The organism is Hahella chejuensis KCTC 2396 (assembly GCF_000012985.1).
GTDB classification, from domain to species: domain Bacteria; phylum Pseudomonadota; class Gammaproteobacteria; order Pseudomonadales; family Oleiphilaceae; genus Hahella; species Hahella chejuensis.
Genome location: NC_007645.1, coordinates 4,083,479 through 4,099,465 on the forward strand (window position 1 = coordinate 4,083,479; position 15,987 = coordinate 4,099,465).

12 protein-coding genes are annotated in these 15,987 nt (G+C 55.2%); 8 read left to right on the forward strand and 4 right to left on the reverse strand.

The genetic code is table 11. The features are described from left to right. Positions 1-60: 60 nt before the first annotated feature. The 5 genes from HCH_RS17635 to HCH_RS17655 all read left to right on the forward strand — a co-directional run bounded on the left by HCH_RS17635 (position 61) and on the right by HCH_RS17655 (position 7,478). Positions 61-1,668, forward strand: a complete 1,608-nt coding sequence (locus HCH_RS17635) for a carboxyl transferase domain-containing protein (protein WP_011397731.1) — start codon at positions 61-63, stop codon at positions 1,666-1,668. A gap of 65 nt (positions 1,669-1,733) precedes the next feature. Then, positions 1,734-2,540, forward strand: a complete 807-nt coding sequence (locus HCH_RS17640) for an enoyl-CoA hydratase/isomerase family protein (protein WP_011397732.1) — start codon at positions 1,734-1,736, stop codon at positions 2,538-2,540. Beyond that, positions 2,533-4,527, forward strand: a complete 1,995-nt coding sequence (locus HCH_RS17645) for an acetyl/propionyl/methylcrotonyl-CoA carboxylase subunit alpha (RefSeq protein WP_011397733.1) — start codon at positions 2,533-2,535, stop codon at positions 4,525-4,527. The genes HCH_RS17640 and HCH_RS17645 overlap by 8 nt, the downstream gene beginning before the upstream one ends. A 1-nt stretch (position 4,528) precedes the next feature. Next, positions 4,529-5,470, forward strand: coding sequence for a hydroxymethylglutaryl-CoA lyase (locus tag HCH_RS17650; protein ID WP_011397734.1), 942 nt, complete (start codon positions 4,529-4,531; stop codon positions 5,468-5,470). A 19-nt stretch (positions 5,471-5,489) separates the two neighbouring features. Continuing rightward, on the forward strand, positions 5,490-7,478 hold the full coding sequence (locus tag HCH_RS17655) for an acetoacetate--CoA ligase (RefSeq protein ID WP_011397735.1): 1,989 nt from the start codon (positions 5,490-5,492) through the stop codon (positions 7,476-7,478). Between the two features lie 59 nt (positions 7,479-7,537). Here the strand turns inward: HCH_RS17655 and HCH_RS17660 are convergent, their stop codons facing one another. Together HCH_RS17660 and HCH_RS17665 are read right to left on the reverse strand one after the other, a co-directional pair. Beyond that, a complete protein-coding gene (locus tag HCH_RS17660; protein ID WP_011397736.1) occupies positions 7,538-8,479 on the reverse strand; it encodes an electron transfer flavoprotein subunit alpha/FixB family protein in 942 nt (313 codons plus the stop codon). 1 nt (position 8,480) lies between these two features. Further along, on the reverse strand, positions 8,481-9,230 hold the full coding sequence (locus tag HCH_RS17665; RefSeq protein WP_011397737.1) for an electron transfer flavoprotein subunit beta/FixA family protein: 750 nt from the start codon (positions 9,228-9,230) through the stop codon (positions 8,481-8,483). A gap of 629 nt (positions 9,231-9,859) precedes the next feature. Here HCH_RS17665 and HCH_RS17670 point away from each other — a divergent pair. Beyond that, on the forward strand, positions 9,860-11,518 hold the full coding sequence (locus HCH_RS17670; RefSeq protein ID WP_011397739.1) for an electron transfer flavoprotein-ubiquinone oxidoreductase: 1,659 nt from the start codon (positions 9,860-9,862) through the stop codon (positions 11,516-11,518). Here HCH_RS17670 and HCH_RS17675 read toward each other — a convergent pair. Next, positions 11,503-11,727, reverse strand: a complete 225-nt coding sequence (locus HCH_RS17675; protein WP_041598761.1) for a hypothetical protein — start codon at positions 11,725-11,727, stop codon at positions 11,503-11,505. The two genes, HCH_RS17670 and HCH_RS17675, sit on opposite strands and share 16 nt — an antisense overlap. Positions 11,728-11,830: 103 nt before the next feature. Between HCH_RS17675 and HCH_RS34290 the strand changes: the two genes are divergently transcribed. Continuing rightward, on the forward strand, positions 11,831-12,004 hold the full coding sequence (locus tag HCH_RS34290) for a hypothetical protein (RefSeq protein ID WP_158304971.1): 174 nt from the start codon (positions 11,831-11,833) through the stop codon (positions 12,002-12,004). Between the two features lie 908 nt (positions 12,005-12,912). Continuing rightward, positions 12,913-14,619, forward strand: coding sequence for a group II intron reverse transcriptase/maturase (ltrA, locus tag HCH_RS17680; protein ID WP_011397742.1), 1,707 nt, complete (start codon positions 12,913-12,915; stop codon positions 14,617-14,619). Positions 14,620-14,775: 156 nt separating this feature from the next. On the opposite strand, the gene HCH_RS17685 is transcribed toward ltrA, so the two are convergent. Further along, a complete protein-coding gene (locus HCH_RS17685) occupies positions 14,776-15,834 on the reverse strand; it encodes a hypothetical protein (RefSeq protein ID WP_011397743.1) in 1,059 nt (352 codons plus the stop codon). Positions 15,835-15,987 lie beyond the last annotated feature (153 nt).

Consider the following 15,987-nt stretch of genomic DNA (forward strand, 5'->3'; position numbering starts at 1 on the left):
CCCTGGCGCCGGCTCTCCGCAAGGAATCCAAACAACCACCCAGCAAGACAGGACGAAGCTATGGCTGTTCTGAAATCCCAAACATCCACTGACAGCGAAAGCTATCAAAGCCAGTACGCGGCGATGAGCAAACTGGTGGATGATCTGAAGACCGAAATCAGTTTTATCGAACAAGGCGGCGGCCACGCCGCTCAGGAAAAGCAGCGCGCAAAAGGAAAGTTGCTGCCCCGTGAGCGGGTCGCCAAATTACTAGATCCGGGTTCGCCGTTTCTTGAAATCGGCCAATTCGCCGCCTACAACGTTTACGATGACAATGTTCCCGCCGCCGGCGTCATCGCCGGTATCGGACGCGTCGAAGGCATCGAATGCATGATTGTCGCCAACGATTCGACGGTCAAAGGCGGCACCTACTACCCACTGACAGTGAAGAAGCATATCCGCGCCCAGACCATTGCAGAAGAGAACAACCTGCCCTGCATTTATCTGGTGGATTCCGGCGGCGCCAACCTGCCGCAGCAGGATGAAGTCTTCCCCGACAAAGAAGATTTCGGGCACATTTTCTATCGTCAGGCGCGCATGTCCGCGCAGGGCATTCCTCAGATCGCCGTGGTAATGGGCCTTTGCACCGCTGGCGGCGCTTATGTGCCCGCCATGGCGGATGAAGCCATCATGGTGAAAGGACAGAGTTCTATTTTCCTGGCGGGACCGCCTTTGGTGAAAGCCGCCACCGGCGAAGAAGTCAGCGCCGAGGACCTGGGCGGCGCAGACGTCCATTGTCGTATCTCCGGAGTGGCGGATCATTACGCTCAAGACGAATTTCACGCCCTCTTGCTGGCCAGACAGGCGGTTAAACGCCTCAACCGCAAGAAAACTGTCACCATGGACATCCAGACGCCGGTAGAGCCGCTCTACCCCGCTCAACAGCTGCGCGGCGTCGTCCCTACTGATCTGCGTACGCCTTATGACGTGCACGAAGTCATCGCCAGACTGGTGGACGGTTCCGAATTCGACGAGTTCAAGGCGCTCTATGGCGCAACGCTGGTGTGCGGTTTCGCCCGCATCAACGGCTACCCCGTGGGCATCATCGCCAACAACGGCATTTTGTTCAGCGAGTCTGCGGTCAAAGGCGCTCACTTTATCGAGCTGTGCTGCCAGCGCAAAATCCCATTGGTGTTCCTGCAGAACATCACCGGCTTCATGGTGGGCAAGCAGTATGAAGAAGGCGGCATCGCCAAAAACGGCGCCAAGCTGGTTACCGCTGTCGCCTGTGCGGAAGTGCCCAAATTCACCGTCATCATCGGCGGCAGTTTCGGCGCCGGCAACTACGGTATGTGCGGCCGCGGCTACAACCCTCGCTTTCTGTGGATGTGGCCAAACGCCCGCATCGCAGTCATGGGCGGAGAGCAGGCGGCGGGCGTACTGGCGCAGGTGCGCGAGGATAATCTGCGCCGCAAAGGCGCGCTGTGGACCGAAGAAGAGAAGCAGGCGTTCAAAGCGCCCACCATTCAGCAGTTCAACGAACAGTCTCACCCCTACTACGCTTCTGCGCGTTTGTGGGACGACGGCATCATCGATCCGGCGGACACCCGCATGGTATTGAGCCTGGCGCTTTCCGCCGCGTTGAACGCCCCGATCAAAGACAGCAAATTCGGCGTGTTCCGCATGTAGGCGCGACAAGGACTTCACATGACGCCAACTCAGCCGACCACCAGACCAACAAGAGAGGTTACGCCGTGTCAGAACCCGTTTTATACCGCGTAAATCAGGGCGTTGCGGAAATCGTATTAAACCGGCCCGAAAAGCATAACGCCTTTAACGCCCACGTTATTCAGTCCCTGAACGAAATGATTGAAGAAACCGCCAATGACAGCGCCGTACGCATCGTCGTCCTGCGCAGCGAAGGCAAGCACTTCTCCGCCGGCGCCGACCTGGAATGGATGCGCGCCAACGCCAATGCGGACCATCAAGCCAATCTGGATGACGCCGCCGAACTGGCCAGACTCATGCGCGGCCTCTTCGAGCTCTCCAAACCGACCATCGCCAGGGTGCAGGGCAGCGCCTTTGGCGGAGCCCTGGGCCTGATCAGCTGCTGCGACATCGCCATCGCCAGCGCGCGCAGCAAATTCTGTCTCAGCGAAGTGAAACTGGGTATTCTGCCTGCGGTGATCAGCCCCTACGTACTCAGGGCCATCGGACCGCGCGCCATGCAGCGTTATACCCTGACCGCCGAGCTGTTCGACGCCAAAGAGGCATTGCGCCTGGGCCTGATCCACGAAATTGTCGAAGAAACCAGTCTGGATGCGGAAGTGGAGCTTTTCACCCGCCTGTTCAAACAAAACGGCCCCAATGCCCTGTTCCGCGCCAAAGCGTTGTTGCGTCAGATCGAGTCCGGCCCCATTGACGACGCGCTAGTCGATTACACCACCCGCGCCATCGCCGACGTTCGCGTCTCCCCAGAGGGACAGGAAGGGCTCAGCGCCTTTTTGGAAAAACGTCCCGCCGCCTGGACCCTTGCCGATGGAGCCGCCGAGCATGATTGAGACGCTATTGATCGCTAATCGCGGCGAGATCGCCAGCCGCATTATCCGCACCGCCAGTCGCATGGGCGTGCGCACGATCGCCGTATATGCGGATGTGGACCGTAACATGCCGTTCGTACAGGAGGCCGACGAGGCTTACCCCCTGCATGGCGTCACTGCGACGGAAACCTATCTGAATCAAGACAAAATTATCGCCGTTGCAAAAAAATGCCGTGCCGACGCCATCCATCCCGGCTATGGCTTCCTGTCTGAAAACGCCACCTTCGCCGCACTATGCGCGAAAGAGTCTCTGATCTTCATTGGCCCGCCCGCCAAAGCCATCGACGCCATGGGCGATAAAGCCCGCGCCAAGCATCTGATGGAACAGGCCAATGTGCCTCTGATCCCCGGCTACCACCGCGAGGACCAAAGCGTTGACGCCTTGCGCGCCCAAGCTGAAGTTGTCGGCTACCCGGTGCTGCTTAAAGCCAGCGCGGGCGGCGGCGGCAAAGGCATGCGCGCCGTGCGCAGCCCTTCTGAGTTTGATGAACAATTGGCGTCCGCACAACGAGAGGCGAAAAACGCCTTTGGCGATCAAACCATGCTGATCGAAAAACTGATCGAGCAACCCCGTCACGTAGAGGTGCAAATTTTCTTCGACGCTCACGGTGAAGGCGTCTATCTGTTCGACCGCGACTGCTCCATTCAGCGCCGTCATCAGAAGATCATCGAAGAAGCCCCCGCTCCCAACCTGGCGGACGAGACCCGCCGCAAAATGGGAGAAACGGCGGTGGCGTGCGGAAAAGCGATCGGTTATGTCGGCGCCGGCACCGTGGAGTTCCTCGTCGATAAAAATGAAAACTTCTACTTCATGGAAATGAACACCCGCCTGCAGGTAGAGCATCCGGTGACGGAAATGATCACGGGTCTCGACCTGGTGGAGTGGCAGATCAAAGTCGCCGGCGGCGAACCCTTACCGGCGACCCAGGACCGCATTCGCAGCAATGGCTGTGCGATTGAAGCGCGTATTTACGCTGAAGACCCGGAGAATGGATTTCTGCCCAGCGCCGGCGCATTACATTTTCTCTCCGCTCCCGCGAGCGGCGAACACACCCGCATTGATTGCGGCGTGGCGACGGGATGCGAAATCTCCCCCTTCTATGACCCGATGATCGCTAAAGTCATCGGCTGGGGCCCTTCCCGCGAAATGGCGCGGCGACGCCTGAAAGACGCCCTGGCGGATTTCCTGGTGACCGGCGTCACCACCAACACCGGCTATCTGTGCCGCATCATCAACAGCAATGACTTCGCACAGGCGCGCTTGACGACCGGCTTCCTGGAAGCCAATCCGGGGCTGGAAAAAGCAGACCGGGAAATCCCTTTTAACGCCAAATGCGCGCTGGCGGCGCTGTATTGGTCGAATCTCAAGGGCGCGCCCATCGCCGCAGATCAGGACCCGTTTTCACCCTGGGCGCAGATTAATAACTGGCGCCTGAATCTGGTGGAAGCGTCGGAGTACGAGTTCTGGCTCAATGGCGAATCCTTCTCCCTGCTGCTGGAGCAACATCATGACAAGCTAAAAATTGGCGACGGCCAGCACTGGGCGGATGTCAGCTTCAACCGCAACCATTCCCATGTGGATCTATGGGTGGATGGCGTCAAGAGCTGCTTCCGTTTCGCTATTTCGAAAAGCTGCATTGACCTCTTCAAAGACGGCGCGCATTGGCGCTTCGAGATTCCAGACGATAATACGCTGACGGAGCATCATGTGCAGGACAGCGGCTCTCTGAACGCGCCCATGGGCGGCACCATCGTCAAAACGGCGGTGCAAGCCGGAAAGAAAGTAGCCAAGGGCGACATTCTGGTGGTGATGGAAGCCATGAAAATGGAGCACAGCATCCGCGCGCCAGACGCGGGAACCGTCACGGAAGTGCTGTGCAAAGAAGGCGAAGTGGTCACCGCCAATCAGATTCTGGTGGCGTTTGAAGCCAGCGGCGAAGGAGCCTGATATGTCCTCTGAAGTGAACGCCACGCATATCACCGGCGACCCGGACTTTGTCCGCATCGTGGAGGTGGGCCCTCGCGATGGCTTGCAGAACGAAAGCAAGCTGCTCAGCGTTGAACAGAAAGTCCACCTCATCAAGGGGCTGATTGACGCGGGCGTAAGTTATATTGAGGCGGGAAGTTTCGTTTCTCCAAAATGGGCGCCACAAATGGCCAGCTCCGCCGAAGTGATCCAGCAGTTGCCTGAGCGCAAAGATGTGGTTTACGCCGCCCTGACGCCCAACCTGAAAGGCATGGAAGCGGCGCTACAGACTCAGGTCAACGAAGTAGCCGTGTTCACCGCTGCTTCCGAGGCGTTCAACCAGCGCAACATCAACTGTTCCATCCAAGAGAGCATTGAGCGCTTTCAACCGGTATTCGCATTGGCGCAGGAGCGCAACATCCCCGTTCGCGGCTATGTCAGCTGCGTACTGGGCTGTCCTTACGAGGGGCGCATTGAGATATCCCAGGTTCTGAAGACGACCAAACTGCTGCTGGAAGCAGGCTGCTATGAAGTTTCTCTGGGCGACACCATCGGCGTCGGCTCCACCCATCAGGTAGCGAATCTGCTGAAAGCCCTGCTGTCAGAAATTCAGAGCGACCGGCTGGCAGTGCATTTCCACGATACCTACGGGCAGGCTTTGGCCAACATCGACACAGCCCTTAACCTCGGTATTCGCACTGTCGACGCCTCTGTCGCAGGACTGGGCGGCTGTCCTTACGCAAAAGGCGCGTCCGGAAATGTGGCGACGGAAGACGTGGTGTACATGCTGCACGGCAACGGCTTGAAAACAAACATTGATTTGAATCGCCTCGCCATGGTAGGTAATGAAATCTCCGCCCTGCTGGCGCGCAATAACGGCTCCAAAGCCGGACTGGCGTTATCGCAGGCGCAATCTTCACAATAAGGATAATATCGGAGTCTATATGACCGCGCTTCCTTTATGGCGCCCCGAACACGAGCGAGTACAACAAGCAAGACTCACTGATTTCATTACATTTTTAAAGACCAAGAAACTGTCTCCGCCTTCTCATTACGAGGCGCTGCATACTTGGTCCGTCGAGAACAAAGAAGCGTTCTGGCTGGGAATATGGGAATACTTTCAAGTCAAAGGCGATCTGGGCGGCGCGCCGTTTTTGCGCAACGCAGATAAAATGCCCGGCGCGCAGTGGTTCCCCGAAGCCAAAATCAATTTTGCGGAAAACCTGCTTAAGCATCGCGGCGGCCAGCCCGCCATTATCGTTAGAGGCGAAGACGGCAGGCGCGAAGAGTTGAGCTTTGACGAGCTATTTCGTCAAGTCGCCAAATTAGCGCAGTTTCTGAAAGTGAATGGCGTTGGCCCCGGCGATCGCGTCGCCGCGTTCATCCCTAACTGCGCCGAAGCGGTTATCGGCATGCTGGCCACCGCCAGTCTGGGTGGCGTCTGGTCTTCCTGCTCCCCCGACTTCGGGCTTAACGGCGTGATTGACCGCTTTGGCCAGATTGCTCCCAAACTATTGATCGCCTGCCGCGGTTACAACTATAACGGCAAAGTGATCGACACCACGGACCGAGTGCAGGATATCGTCGGCAAGCTTCCCGCTTTGCATGGAGTGGTCTGGGTTAACTATCTGAAGAACCCGCAGGCGGCGCCGACAGACTTGTCAGGCGTCACAGCGACTTCCTGGGAAGACATAGTGGACGCGCCTGGCGAGAACGCCATCGAGTTCGTCCGGCGCGGGTTTGCCGAACCGCTGTACATCATGTACTCCTCAGGCACCACCGGACAACCCAAGTGCATCGTGCATGGTCAGGGCGGCACGCTGTTGCAGCACCTGAAAGAACTGGGACTGCATACCGATCTCAAACCCGGCGACCGCATATTCTATTACACCACCTGCGGCTGGATGATGTGGAACTGGCTGGTGAGCAGTCTGGCCATCGGCGCTACACTGGTGCTGTATGACGGCTCCCCGTTTCACCCGTCGCCTTCTCACCTGTTCGATATTGCTCAGGAAGAAAACATCAACGTGTTTGGCTCCAGCGCCAAATTTTACGCCGCCTGTGAAAAGAATCATCTCAAGCCGGCGCAGACCCATCGTCTGGACAACCTTAAAGCCATACTTTCCACTGGCTCCCCGCTGGCTCACGAGAGTTTCGATTACATCTATCGGGACGTGAAAGCGGGCGTCTGTCTGAGCAGTATCTCCGGCGGAACGGATATCGTATCCTGTTTCGCCCTGGGGTGCCCCACACTGCCTGTTTACCGGGGAGAGCTACAATGCATCGGCCTGGGCATGGATGTTGAGTTTGTCGACGATTCAGGCCGCTCTCTGGCGCAAGGCAAAGGCGAGCTGGTCTGCAAGTCGCCCTTCCCTTCCATGCCGGTTGGATTTTGGAACGACGAAGATGGCGCGCGCTTCCACAGCGCTTATTTTTCCTCGATCGACAACATCTGGGCCCATGGAGACTACGGCGAATTCATCAGCCACGCGGAAAACGGCGAAGTGGTGCAGAAAGGCGTCATCATTCATGGCCGCTCCGACGCCGTGCTTAATCCTGGCGGCGTGCGCATCGGCACTGCCGAAATCTATCGTCAAGTGGAGAAAATTGAAGAGGTGCTGGAAAGCATCGCGGTCGGACAGGCCTGGGGAGACGATGAGAGAGTCATTCTGTTCGTCAAGACCCGCCCCGGCGTCGATCTTGACGACGAGTTATGCAGCCGCATCACCCAGACCATCCGCAAAAACACCACGCCCCGCCATGTTCCGGCGAAGATCATTCAGATCGCCGACATCCCTCGCACCATCAGCGGAAAGATTGTTGAGCTGGCGGTGAAAAACGTCATTCACGGCAAGGAAGTTAAAAACAAGGACGCACTCGCCAATCCGGAAGCGTTGCAGTTGTTTGAAGATCTTGAAGAATTGCGCGGCTAGAACAGCCTGAAGAAGAGATCCCTCCCCGGAGGACTGGGGAGGGAGTATTCAAAACTGGCTTAGAGAACTTTATCCAGCTCAGCTTCCAGTTGCGGAACCGCTTCGAACAAGTCCGCCACCAGACCGTAATCGGCCACCTGGAAGATCGGAGCTTCTTCGTCTTTGTTGATCGCGACGATGACTTTACTGTCGGACATACCCGCCAAATGCTGAATCGCGCCGGAGATACCCACGGCGATGTACAGCTGCGGAGCCACGATTTTACCAGTTTGACCGACCTGCATATCGTTGGGAACGAAGCCTGCGTCAACCGCCGCGCGAGATGCGCCAACCGCTGCGCCCAGCTTGTCAGCCACTTTGTACAGCATTTCGAAGTTGTCGCCGTTCTGCATGCCGCGACCACCGGAAACAACGATGTTCGCACTGGTCAGTTCAGGGCGGTCGGACTTGGCCAGCTCTTCTTTCACGAAAGAAGAAATGCCTGCGTCGTGAGCCGCGCCAACGGATTCCACTGCAGCAGAGCCGCCTTCCGCCGCAACCGGGTCGAAACCGGTAGGACGCACGGTAATGACTTTGATCGCATCAGAGGATTGCACTGTGGCGATCGCGTTGCCCGCGTAGATAGGACGCACGAAGGTGTCAGCGGAATCAACGCGGATGATGTCGGAAATCTGAGCCACGTCCAGCAGCGCTGCAACGCGGGGCATGAAGTCCTTACCAGTGGTGCCGGCGGAAGTCAGCACATGGCTGTAGCCTTTGCCCATTTCAGCGACCAGCAAGCCCAGGTTTTCAGCCAGGAAGTGGCCGTAAGCGGCGTTGTCGGCGTGCAATACTTTCGCAACGCCAGCTACTTTGGAAGCCGCTTCAGCGACAGCGCCGCAATCAGCGCCGGCAACCAAAACGTGAACGTCTCCGCCGATTTTTTGAGCGGCTGCGACAACGTTCAACGTAGCGGGTTTCAGAACCTTGTTATCGTGATCTGCAATTACCAGAATGCTCATCTTAAATCACCTTCGCTTCGTTCTTCAGCTTGTCCACCAGCTCAGCTACGCTGCCCACTTTAATGCCCGCCTGACGTTGCGCAGGAGCTTCCACTTTCAACGTGGTCAGTCTGGGAGCGATTTCCGCGCCAAGATCCGCAGGAGTGACAGTGTCCAGCGGCTTCTTCTTGGCTTTCATGATGTTGGGAAGAGAAGCGTAACGGGGTTCGTTCAAACGCAGGTCGGTGGTTACGATAGCGGGCAGATTCAGCGCCACAGTCAACAGACCGCCGTCGATTTCACGGGTCACATTAACTTTATCGCCTTCAACAACCACTTCAGATGCGAATGTGCCCTGCGCGTAGCCGCACAGCGCCGCCAGCATCTGGCCAGTCTGGTTGTTGTCGGTATCGATGGACTGCTTGCCCAGAATCACCAGCTTGGGTTGTTCTTTTTCTACAACCGCCTTCAACAGCTTGGCGGCCGCCAGAGATTGAATCTCCTCGTCGGTCTCCACGTGGATGCCGCGGTCAGCGCCCAGCGCCAGTGCGGTGCGGATTTGTTCCTGAGCGGCTTTGGGGCCGATGGAAACTACGACGACTTCGGTAGCGACGCCTTTCTCTTTCAGGCGTACGGCTTCTTCCACTGCGATTTCGCAGAATGGATTCATCGCCATTTTTACGTTTGTCAGGTCTACACCGGTATTATCCGGCTTTACTCGTACTTTAACGTTGTAATCAATTACTCGTTTTACAGCGACCAGAACCTTCATAGATTCCTCGTTTGTGTTGTGATGTGTAATTAACGAAGCATATCCTCGCGGCTCTGGATTTTTATCCCGATAACCACCCTGTCTTAAACCGGGTTCTCGGCCAAAAACTTCAGCCGAAACGCCAGGATATGGTCCAAACAAAGCAGGCTAATACTGAACGCTTATCCCACTCAGGTCAATATTCAGGGGCGCGCCTGACGCGTCCGAAAAGGACCTGCGATCAAAGGACGATCGATTTATTGTTAACGCCGAAAAATATTCGGGTTCACTCCGTCCCGGAATTCAGGAAGCGGCCTTGCAGGCGTCGCCTGAGGCCCCACGCTCAACGCCGGAAACGCTCGTCTTAACTGCGTGCCGCTTATTAAAGGCGATTTTCCGCGAAAATTCAAACAAACGTTTGTTTGAGTGGGCGAATGATATATGCTACCTGGACTTAATCCATTATACTTCTGACGATTTTTAATAACTGCAGCACAGCGTAGTCGGAAAAATAAGACAGGATAAAATCAGTCAGGGACGCAGCTCGACCGCTTCCGCGGGACAGCATCGTCGCAGCTTTTCGCGACCCCCAAAAGCCGTGTTGCCTATAAACTTTTTAGACTGAGAGTTGTGAAGCTAAAAGGAGATCAATGGTGGAACGCGAATCGATGGAGTTTGACGTACTAATCGTGGGCGCAGGACCGGCGGGCTTATCACCCGCCTGCAAAATTCTCCAGTTGGCCAAGGATAAAGGGCAGGAACTGACCGTATGCGTCGTGGAGAAAGGATCGGAAGTCGGCGCGCACATTCTGGCTGGCACCGTTTTCGAGCCCACCGCCCTGAACGAGCTCTTCCCTAACTGGAAAGAAGAAGGCGCTCCCCTCAATACTCCCGTCGTCCGAGACGACATATTCGTATTACGCAGCCAGGAAAACGCCATCAAGGTTCCCAATGCGTTCGTGCCCCGCAACATGCATAACGAGGGCAACTACATCATCAGCCTGGGCAACCTGTGTCGTTGGCTGGCTGAGCAGGCGGAAGGCCTGGGCGCGGAAATCTATCCGGGCTTCCCCGCCGCCGAGATTCTGTATCATGAAGACGGCGGCGTAAAAGGCATCGTAACCGGCGACATGGGCGTCGGCCACAATGGCGAGCATAAAGATTCCTACACTCCCGGCATGGAGTTGCACGCCAAGTACACCCTGTTCTGCGAAGGCTGCCGAGGCCATCTGGGCAAGCAGCTGATCGAAAAATTCAAGCTGGACGAAGGCAAAGACCCGCAGCATTACGGCATCGGCATTAAGGAACTATGGGATATCGACCCCGCCAAACATGAACCCGGCCTGGTCGTCCACACAACCGGCTGGCCATTGGCGGAAAGCAGCTCCACTGGCGGTTCCTTCCTGTATCATCTGGAGAACAACCAGGTTTATGTCGGCCTGATCACCGACCTGGGTTACAGCAACCCGCACGTTTCTCCGTTCGAAGAATTTCAGCGCCTGAAGCTGCATCCGGAAATCAGTAAATATCTGGAAGGCGGCAAGCGCGTTTCATACGGCGCCCGCGCCATCACCAAAGGCGGCTTTAACGCCCTGCCGAAGCAAACTTTCCCTGGCGGACTGCTGCTGGGTTGCGACGCTGGCACCTTGAACTTCTCCAAGATCAAAGGCTCCCACACCGCCATGAAGTCCGGCATGCTTGGCGCAGAGGCGGTGTTTGAAGCGCTCCAGAAAGGGTCTGAAGGCAAAGAAGATCTCACCGCCTTCACGGATAAGTACAAAACGTCCTGGCTCTACAAAGAGCTGTACGAAGAAAGAAACTTCGGACCGGGCATGCACAAGTTTGGCAACATCCTGGGGGGCGCTCTGGCGTTCTTCGAGCAGAACATTCTGCGCAGGAGCCTGCCCATCACACTGCGTGATCTGAAGAAAGATCACGAGACGCTGAAGCCCGCCAGCGAGTGTCCGAAAATCAGCTATCCGAAGCCGGATAACAAACTGACTTTCGATCGTCTGACCTCAGTGTTCCTGTCAAACACCAACCATGAAGAAGATCAGCCCTGTCATTTGACCCTCAAGGACAAAGACGTGCCGATCAACTACAATCTGCCCAAGTACGACGAACCGGCGCAGCGCTACTGCCCTGCCGGCGTTTACGAAGTGGTTGAGAATGACGGCGGCGGCAAACGCTTCCAGATCAACGCGCAAAACTGCATACACTGCAAAACCTGCGATATCAAAGACCCCACCCAGAACATCATCTGGGTCACCCCGGAAGGCGGCGGCGGTCCCAACTATCCCAACATGTAGGTGCGACGAGAGTCGCGCTTGCGCGCTGTAACATGCTGATTTATATAGCATTTTACGGCATTGAAGTGCAGTCTATTCTGTACTTCAACCCCTGTCAACAAGGTGGCTTTAAGCTGGTACTTGGCGACAGGTTCAACGGCGGTGCTGTTGGTTTTTAACAACAGGTGCCGTTGAAAATCCTGCAACCCTGGCTTTTGCTGGGGTTGCATACGCACCTCAGTAATTCCAGGAATCGGGGTTGGACGACAGGAAGTAATTTGGCGACACTCTTGGTGACGTTGAACTGCTTTCTAACCCTTGGAGAAATGAACGATGAAAGATCGGAATCACGATGACAGTGATCTGGTGAACTTTGTGAAGTCTTTGCCTTCGGTAAAACACCTCAAAGTTTATGCACCCGGCGAAGCTGAAAAGCTGCCACCGGAACAGCTATCACCTGCCGTCAGGCGGTTACTGATACGCGAGCGCAATACCAGCAAGCGTTAATCGTGATCGCGAGAAATCATCTGTTACGACGACACCCGTTGTCAAAGTAGCTCTCTTCAAAAAGGGGCCGTATGGAGAGTCAAACAGGTAACGGTTTGAGCTTCAGCGAGTCGATGCAAGCGTGTAACGCTGCGTTGATGATTGTCGGCCTGACCTGTGATCGCCTTTCTTTTCTGAATAGCTAATCACATCTCAGTAAACGACCGGTTGTGTGACCAACCGTAGCCTAGGGGCAGCGCATTTCTGGCAACGGATTTGTGTGAAGCGCCCTGACAATGTACCCCCGCTTTAGCGGTGCCGTTTTATCGTGAGGTGAACGGTAGATACTGCCAGTAGCAAAGGCGGTTAAGGGGCTAGGCTGGGAGGTAAGGTGAACGCAAGTGAACTGTTGATAAACGTCGTTATCGGGAAAAAGCCAAAGCTACTGACAGGTTTTAACCAAAAGGTGTGTGGTTGGATACTCCTTTTTACATTGGGAATACGTCACCAGTAAAACCACCGGCGAAGAGACAGCACCTAACCCTTCCGTGTCATCAGCGCGGAACTCGGTAAGCCCGTAGTTGTGCCTTTTCCTTAACCGGACAAGGCAGGAGCGCCGTAAGGCAATCTGTTGCGGCTGCGGGTAGAGGAGGATGGAAAAAGCGAATGTCCGGCTGTAATGGCCGAAATACCGGGGTGAAACATACCCGGCAGCGAAAGCTGTGCCCACTTCCATCTGGTCTCTCATGGCGAGAGATCTGGATAACCCTTGAAGCACCCGAATTGTAGATAAAGAAAAGGCAGACCCAAGGGCCTGTCGATTCAGAGTTTACATATCAGGGTAAAAATCGGTGGGGAGTTCGAACATTTTGTTCGGCTCCTGACCGAGCCGAGTTCGAACTCCTTCCAATTACAAGAAGGAGACTAGCATGACAAGCGTTTCGCTCACAGCGGAATCTGCATTCTCCGGCAGACCGGAACACTGGCACCAGATTGACTGGAAGCATGTGAACCAGACTGTCCGAGGGATACAGATTCGTATCGCTAAGGCAACGAAGGAAGAGGATTGGCGCAAGGTGAAAGCCCTGCAACGATTCTTGACCCGTTCGTTCTGTGGCCGTGTTTTAGCCATAAGACGAGTGACTGAGAACCAAGGGCGCAGGACTCCGGGAGTAGACGGGGTTTTGTGGTCAACGCCCGAAGCTAAATGGGCAGCGATTGGTCAATTGAAGCGCCGGGGCTATCGCGCCCTGCCCTTGAGGCGGGTGCGTATCCCCAAGGCTAATGGGAAAGAGCGCCTTCTGGGCATTCCGACCATGCAAGACAGGGCCATGCAAGCATTGTATTTGCTTGCGTTACAGCCGGTATCAGAAACGCGAGCAGATCGGGATTCTTATGGATTCCGGCCTGATCGCTCCACAGCGGATGCCATTATGCAGTGCTATATGCTGCTGCGTAAAAAAGGTTCGGCTCAGTGGGTTCTGGAGGCTGATATTAAAGGCTGCTTTGATCATATCGACCACCAATGGCTGATTGATAATGTCCCGATGGACAAACTGATGTTGCGTAAATGGCTGAAAGCCGGAGTCGTCGATATGGGGCGAGTATGGAAAACGGAGGAAGGAACACCGCAAGGTGGAATTATCTCCCCTACTCTCGCCAATATGGCGCTTGACGGCATAGAGGCATTACTGGCTCAGCACTTCGGTGCCAAAGGCAGTAAGAAATTACGTCAATATAAGGTTGGTCTTGTGCGTTATGCGGACGACTTTGTGATTACCGGCAGCTCGAAAGAACTGTTAGAAAATGAAGTTAAACCGCTGATTGAGAAATTTCTGGCCGTTCGCGGTCTGAAACTATCGGTTGAAAAAACGCAGGTGACACACATCAATCACGGCTTTGATTTTCTGGGGTGGACGGTGCGTAAGTACCAGAGCAAATTGCTCATCAAGCCATCCAGAAAGAACACCAAAGCATTTCTAACGAAGTGCCGCGATGTAATCAATGCCAATAAAAGTGCTAAACAGGAAAACCTGATACACAGGTTAAACCCCATCATTCGTGGTTGGGTGAATTACCATAAACATCAGGTCGCCAGTGACGCATTCGCTCGCGTGGATGCTCAACTCTGGCACGCCTTATGGCGCTGGGCGCGGAGGCGACATTCGAAGAAGGGGAAGCGGTGGATTGCCAGTCGCTACTGGCAGCACATCGACAACCGGCTCTGGACGTTTGCCGACACAACAATTGATGATTTAGGCGCAGAGAAAACGGTGAAACTGGTTTACGCCACAGACACCAAAATCAAGCGGCATACCAAGGTCAAATCGGAGGCTAATCCTTTTGATCCTGAGTGGGAGTTGTACTTTGAGGAGTTGCGAGGCAAGCGTATGCGGGATTCCCTGCAATATCGCCGCCGCGTTAATAGCCTTTATGTACAGCAATTTGGTAAGTGCGCACTATGCGAACAAGCCATCACCCACGAAACCGGCTGGCACGAGCATCATTTGATCCATCGGGTCAATGGTGGCGATGACAGTCTTGCCAACTTGGTGCTTTTGCATCCTGCCTGTCATATGCAGGTTCATCATCAGCACATTTCAGTAACGAAGCCGGCTCTTTCGGGAGTTTCGTAGAGGCTTGAGCCGTATGCGGGGAAACTCGCACGTACGGTTCTTAGGGGGCTGGGGCGCAGTAATGCGTCCTGGCTACCCGACTGCAAAAAAGCCGGCTCACGCCGGCTTTTTTATTTCTGTTGTTTACCCTACTCCGCCAGCCAGATACTCCAACGGTCAGTCCACCTGCAATTGCACTCTGACCAACATGGTGTTTTTCTTATCGGGTTTGGCGGCCAGGGTTTCCAGGCTGGGCCAGTATGGCATTTGTTTGTCGCCGTCGTATTCGTAAGTCAGGGTCAGGCTGTCTTTGCTTTGCTCGGTAATCAGGCCAGTGCGACCCTCGCCCAGTATGGGAGCGTCGCTCAATTGCTGTAGCGACTGCCAGATTTCCTGTTCGAATTTCTTCATTCCCGCCTTGATCTCCTCCGGATCATCGCTGCTCGCCAAAGGATAATCATTAATGCCGTCTGGGTTGAGCGATGGGTACAGCCGCAGTTTTATAGGCTCATTAAAAGAGCCGCTTTCATCCAGGACCTGATTCCCACCTTTACGGTCAGTGAGCGTCGTAATATCTCTGACATTCAAGGATGGCTCCCATTCAGCGGAGAGTTCGTAACCCTGACCGAATAACGAGGGTTGCAGGGCTTTGATAGTCAGACCGGTGACTTTACCCTCAGCTGACACTTCCCGCTTGGTGCGCACATAATCTGACGCATCCGGCGCTTGTGAGTCAAAGAACAAGTTGACCTTCACATCTCCCTGCACGACCAGCTCACTGTCATCGTTCAGCGGCATATAGGGTTCCGTCTCCCAGCTGCCGCGCCCGTATTCAGGGTCCATGTCAGGAATCAGCTTATCCAGGTCCGGTCGAATCCAGACCGCCTGATCGGCGTTGGCGACCAGACTATATGTCCAATCGATTTGCGTGGTTTCCGGGCCGCTCAATCCCTGATGCACCTTGTGCTCCACTTTGGAGCCTTCCTGTTCGATTTTCAGTTCCACAAACAGCCGGCCTTTGCGCCAGCCGTCGTTGGCGGGATTCCAATCAAGGGGGTCGTCCGTAATATCCATATCGCCGTCAGCGCTGTAGTCTGGTGGCGTACCCGCCCTATCATCGTCTGCATAGCCAGCGTCGGTAGAGGAGTCTGAACAGGCGCTCAGGAGCGTAATACCCGCCAGCGCCATGCAACGGAACAGTAATGGAAAAGTTGAGACTATTTTCTTACTTTTCATAAAGGTGGACGACTTCCTGAAAATGAAGGGTATATCACCGCATGCTATCAGGGAGCGATAGAATTAGAAATGTGGAGAGATCACATCTTAGAGGATGATTGGCGCTGACGCGTCAATCGCGCAGCGCTTCCATCAGGGCGGCCCGAGCCAGCA

Excerpts from the sequence above, each read along its gene's own strand:
- HCH_RS17635 (WP_011397731.1), top strand. The coding sequence starts at position 61 with ATGGCTGTTCTGAAATCCCAAACATCCACTGACAGCGAAAGCTATCAA.
- HCH_RS17645 (WP_011397733.1), top strand. The coding sequence starts at position 2,533 with ATGATTGAGACGCTATTGATCGCTAATCGCGGCGAGATCGCCAGCCGC.
- HCH_RS17650 (WP_011397734.1), top strand. The coding sequence starts at position 4,529 with ATGTCCTCTGAAGTGAACGCCACGCATATCACCGGCGACCCGGACTTT.
- HCH_RS17655 (WP_011397735.1), top strand. The coding sequence starts at position 5,490 with ATGACCGCGCTTCCTTTATGGCGCCCCGAACACGAGCGAGTACAACAA.
- HCH_RS17660 (WP_011397736.1), bottom strand. The coding sequence starts at position 8,479 with ATGAGCATTCTGGTAATTGCAGATCACGATAACAAGGTTCTGAAACCC.
- HCH_RS17665 (WP_011397737.1), bottom strand. The coding sequence starts at position 9,230 with ATGAAGGTTCTGGTCGCTGTAAAACGAGTAATTGATTACAACGTTAAA.
- HCH_RS17670 (WP_011397739.1), top strand. The coding sequence starts at position 9,860 with ATGGTGGAACGCGAATCGATGGAGTTTGACGTACTAATCGTGGGCGCA.
- HCH_RS17675 (WP_041598761.1), bottom strand. The coding sequence starts at position 11,727 with ATGCAACCCCAGCAAAAGCCAGGGTTGCAGGATTTTCAACGGCACCTG.
- HCH_RS34290 (WP_158304971.1), top strand. The coding sequence starts at position 11,831 with ATGAAAGATCGGAATCACGATGACAGTGATCTGGTGAACTTTGTGAAG.
- ltrA (WP_011397742.1), top strand. The coding sequence starts at position 12,913 with ATGACAAGCGTTTCGCTCACAGCGGAATCTGCATTCTCCGGCAGACCG.
- HCH_RS17685 (WP_011397743.1), bottom strand. The coding sequence starts at position 15,834 with ATGAAAAGTAAGAAAATAGTCTCAACTTTTCCATTACTGTTCCGTTGC.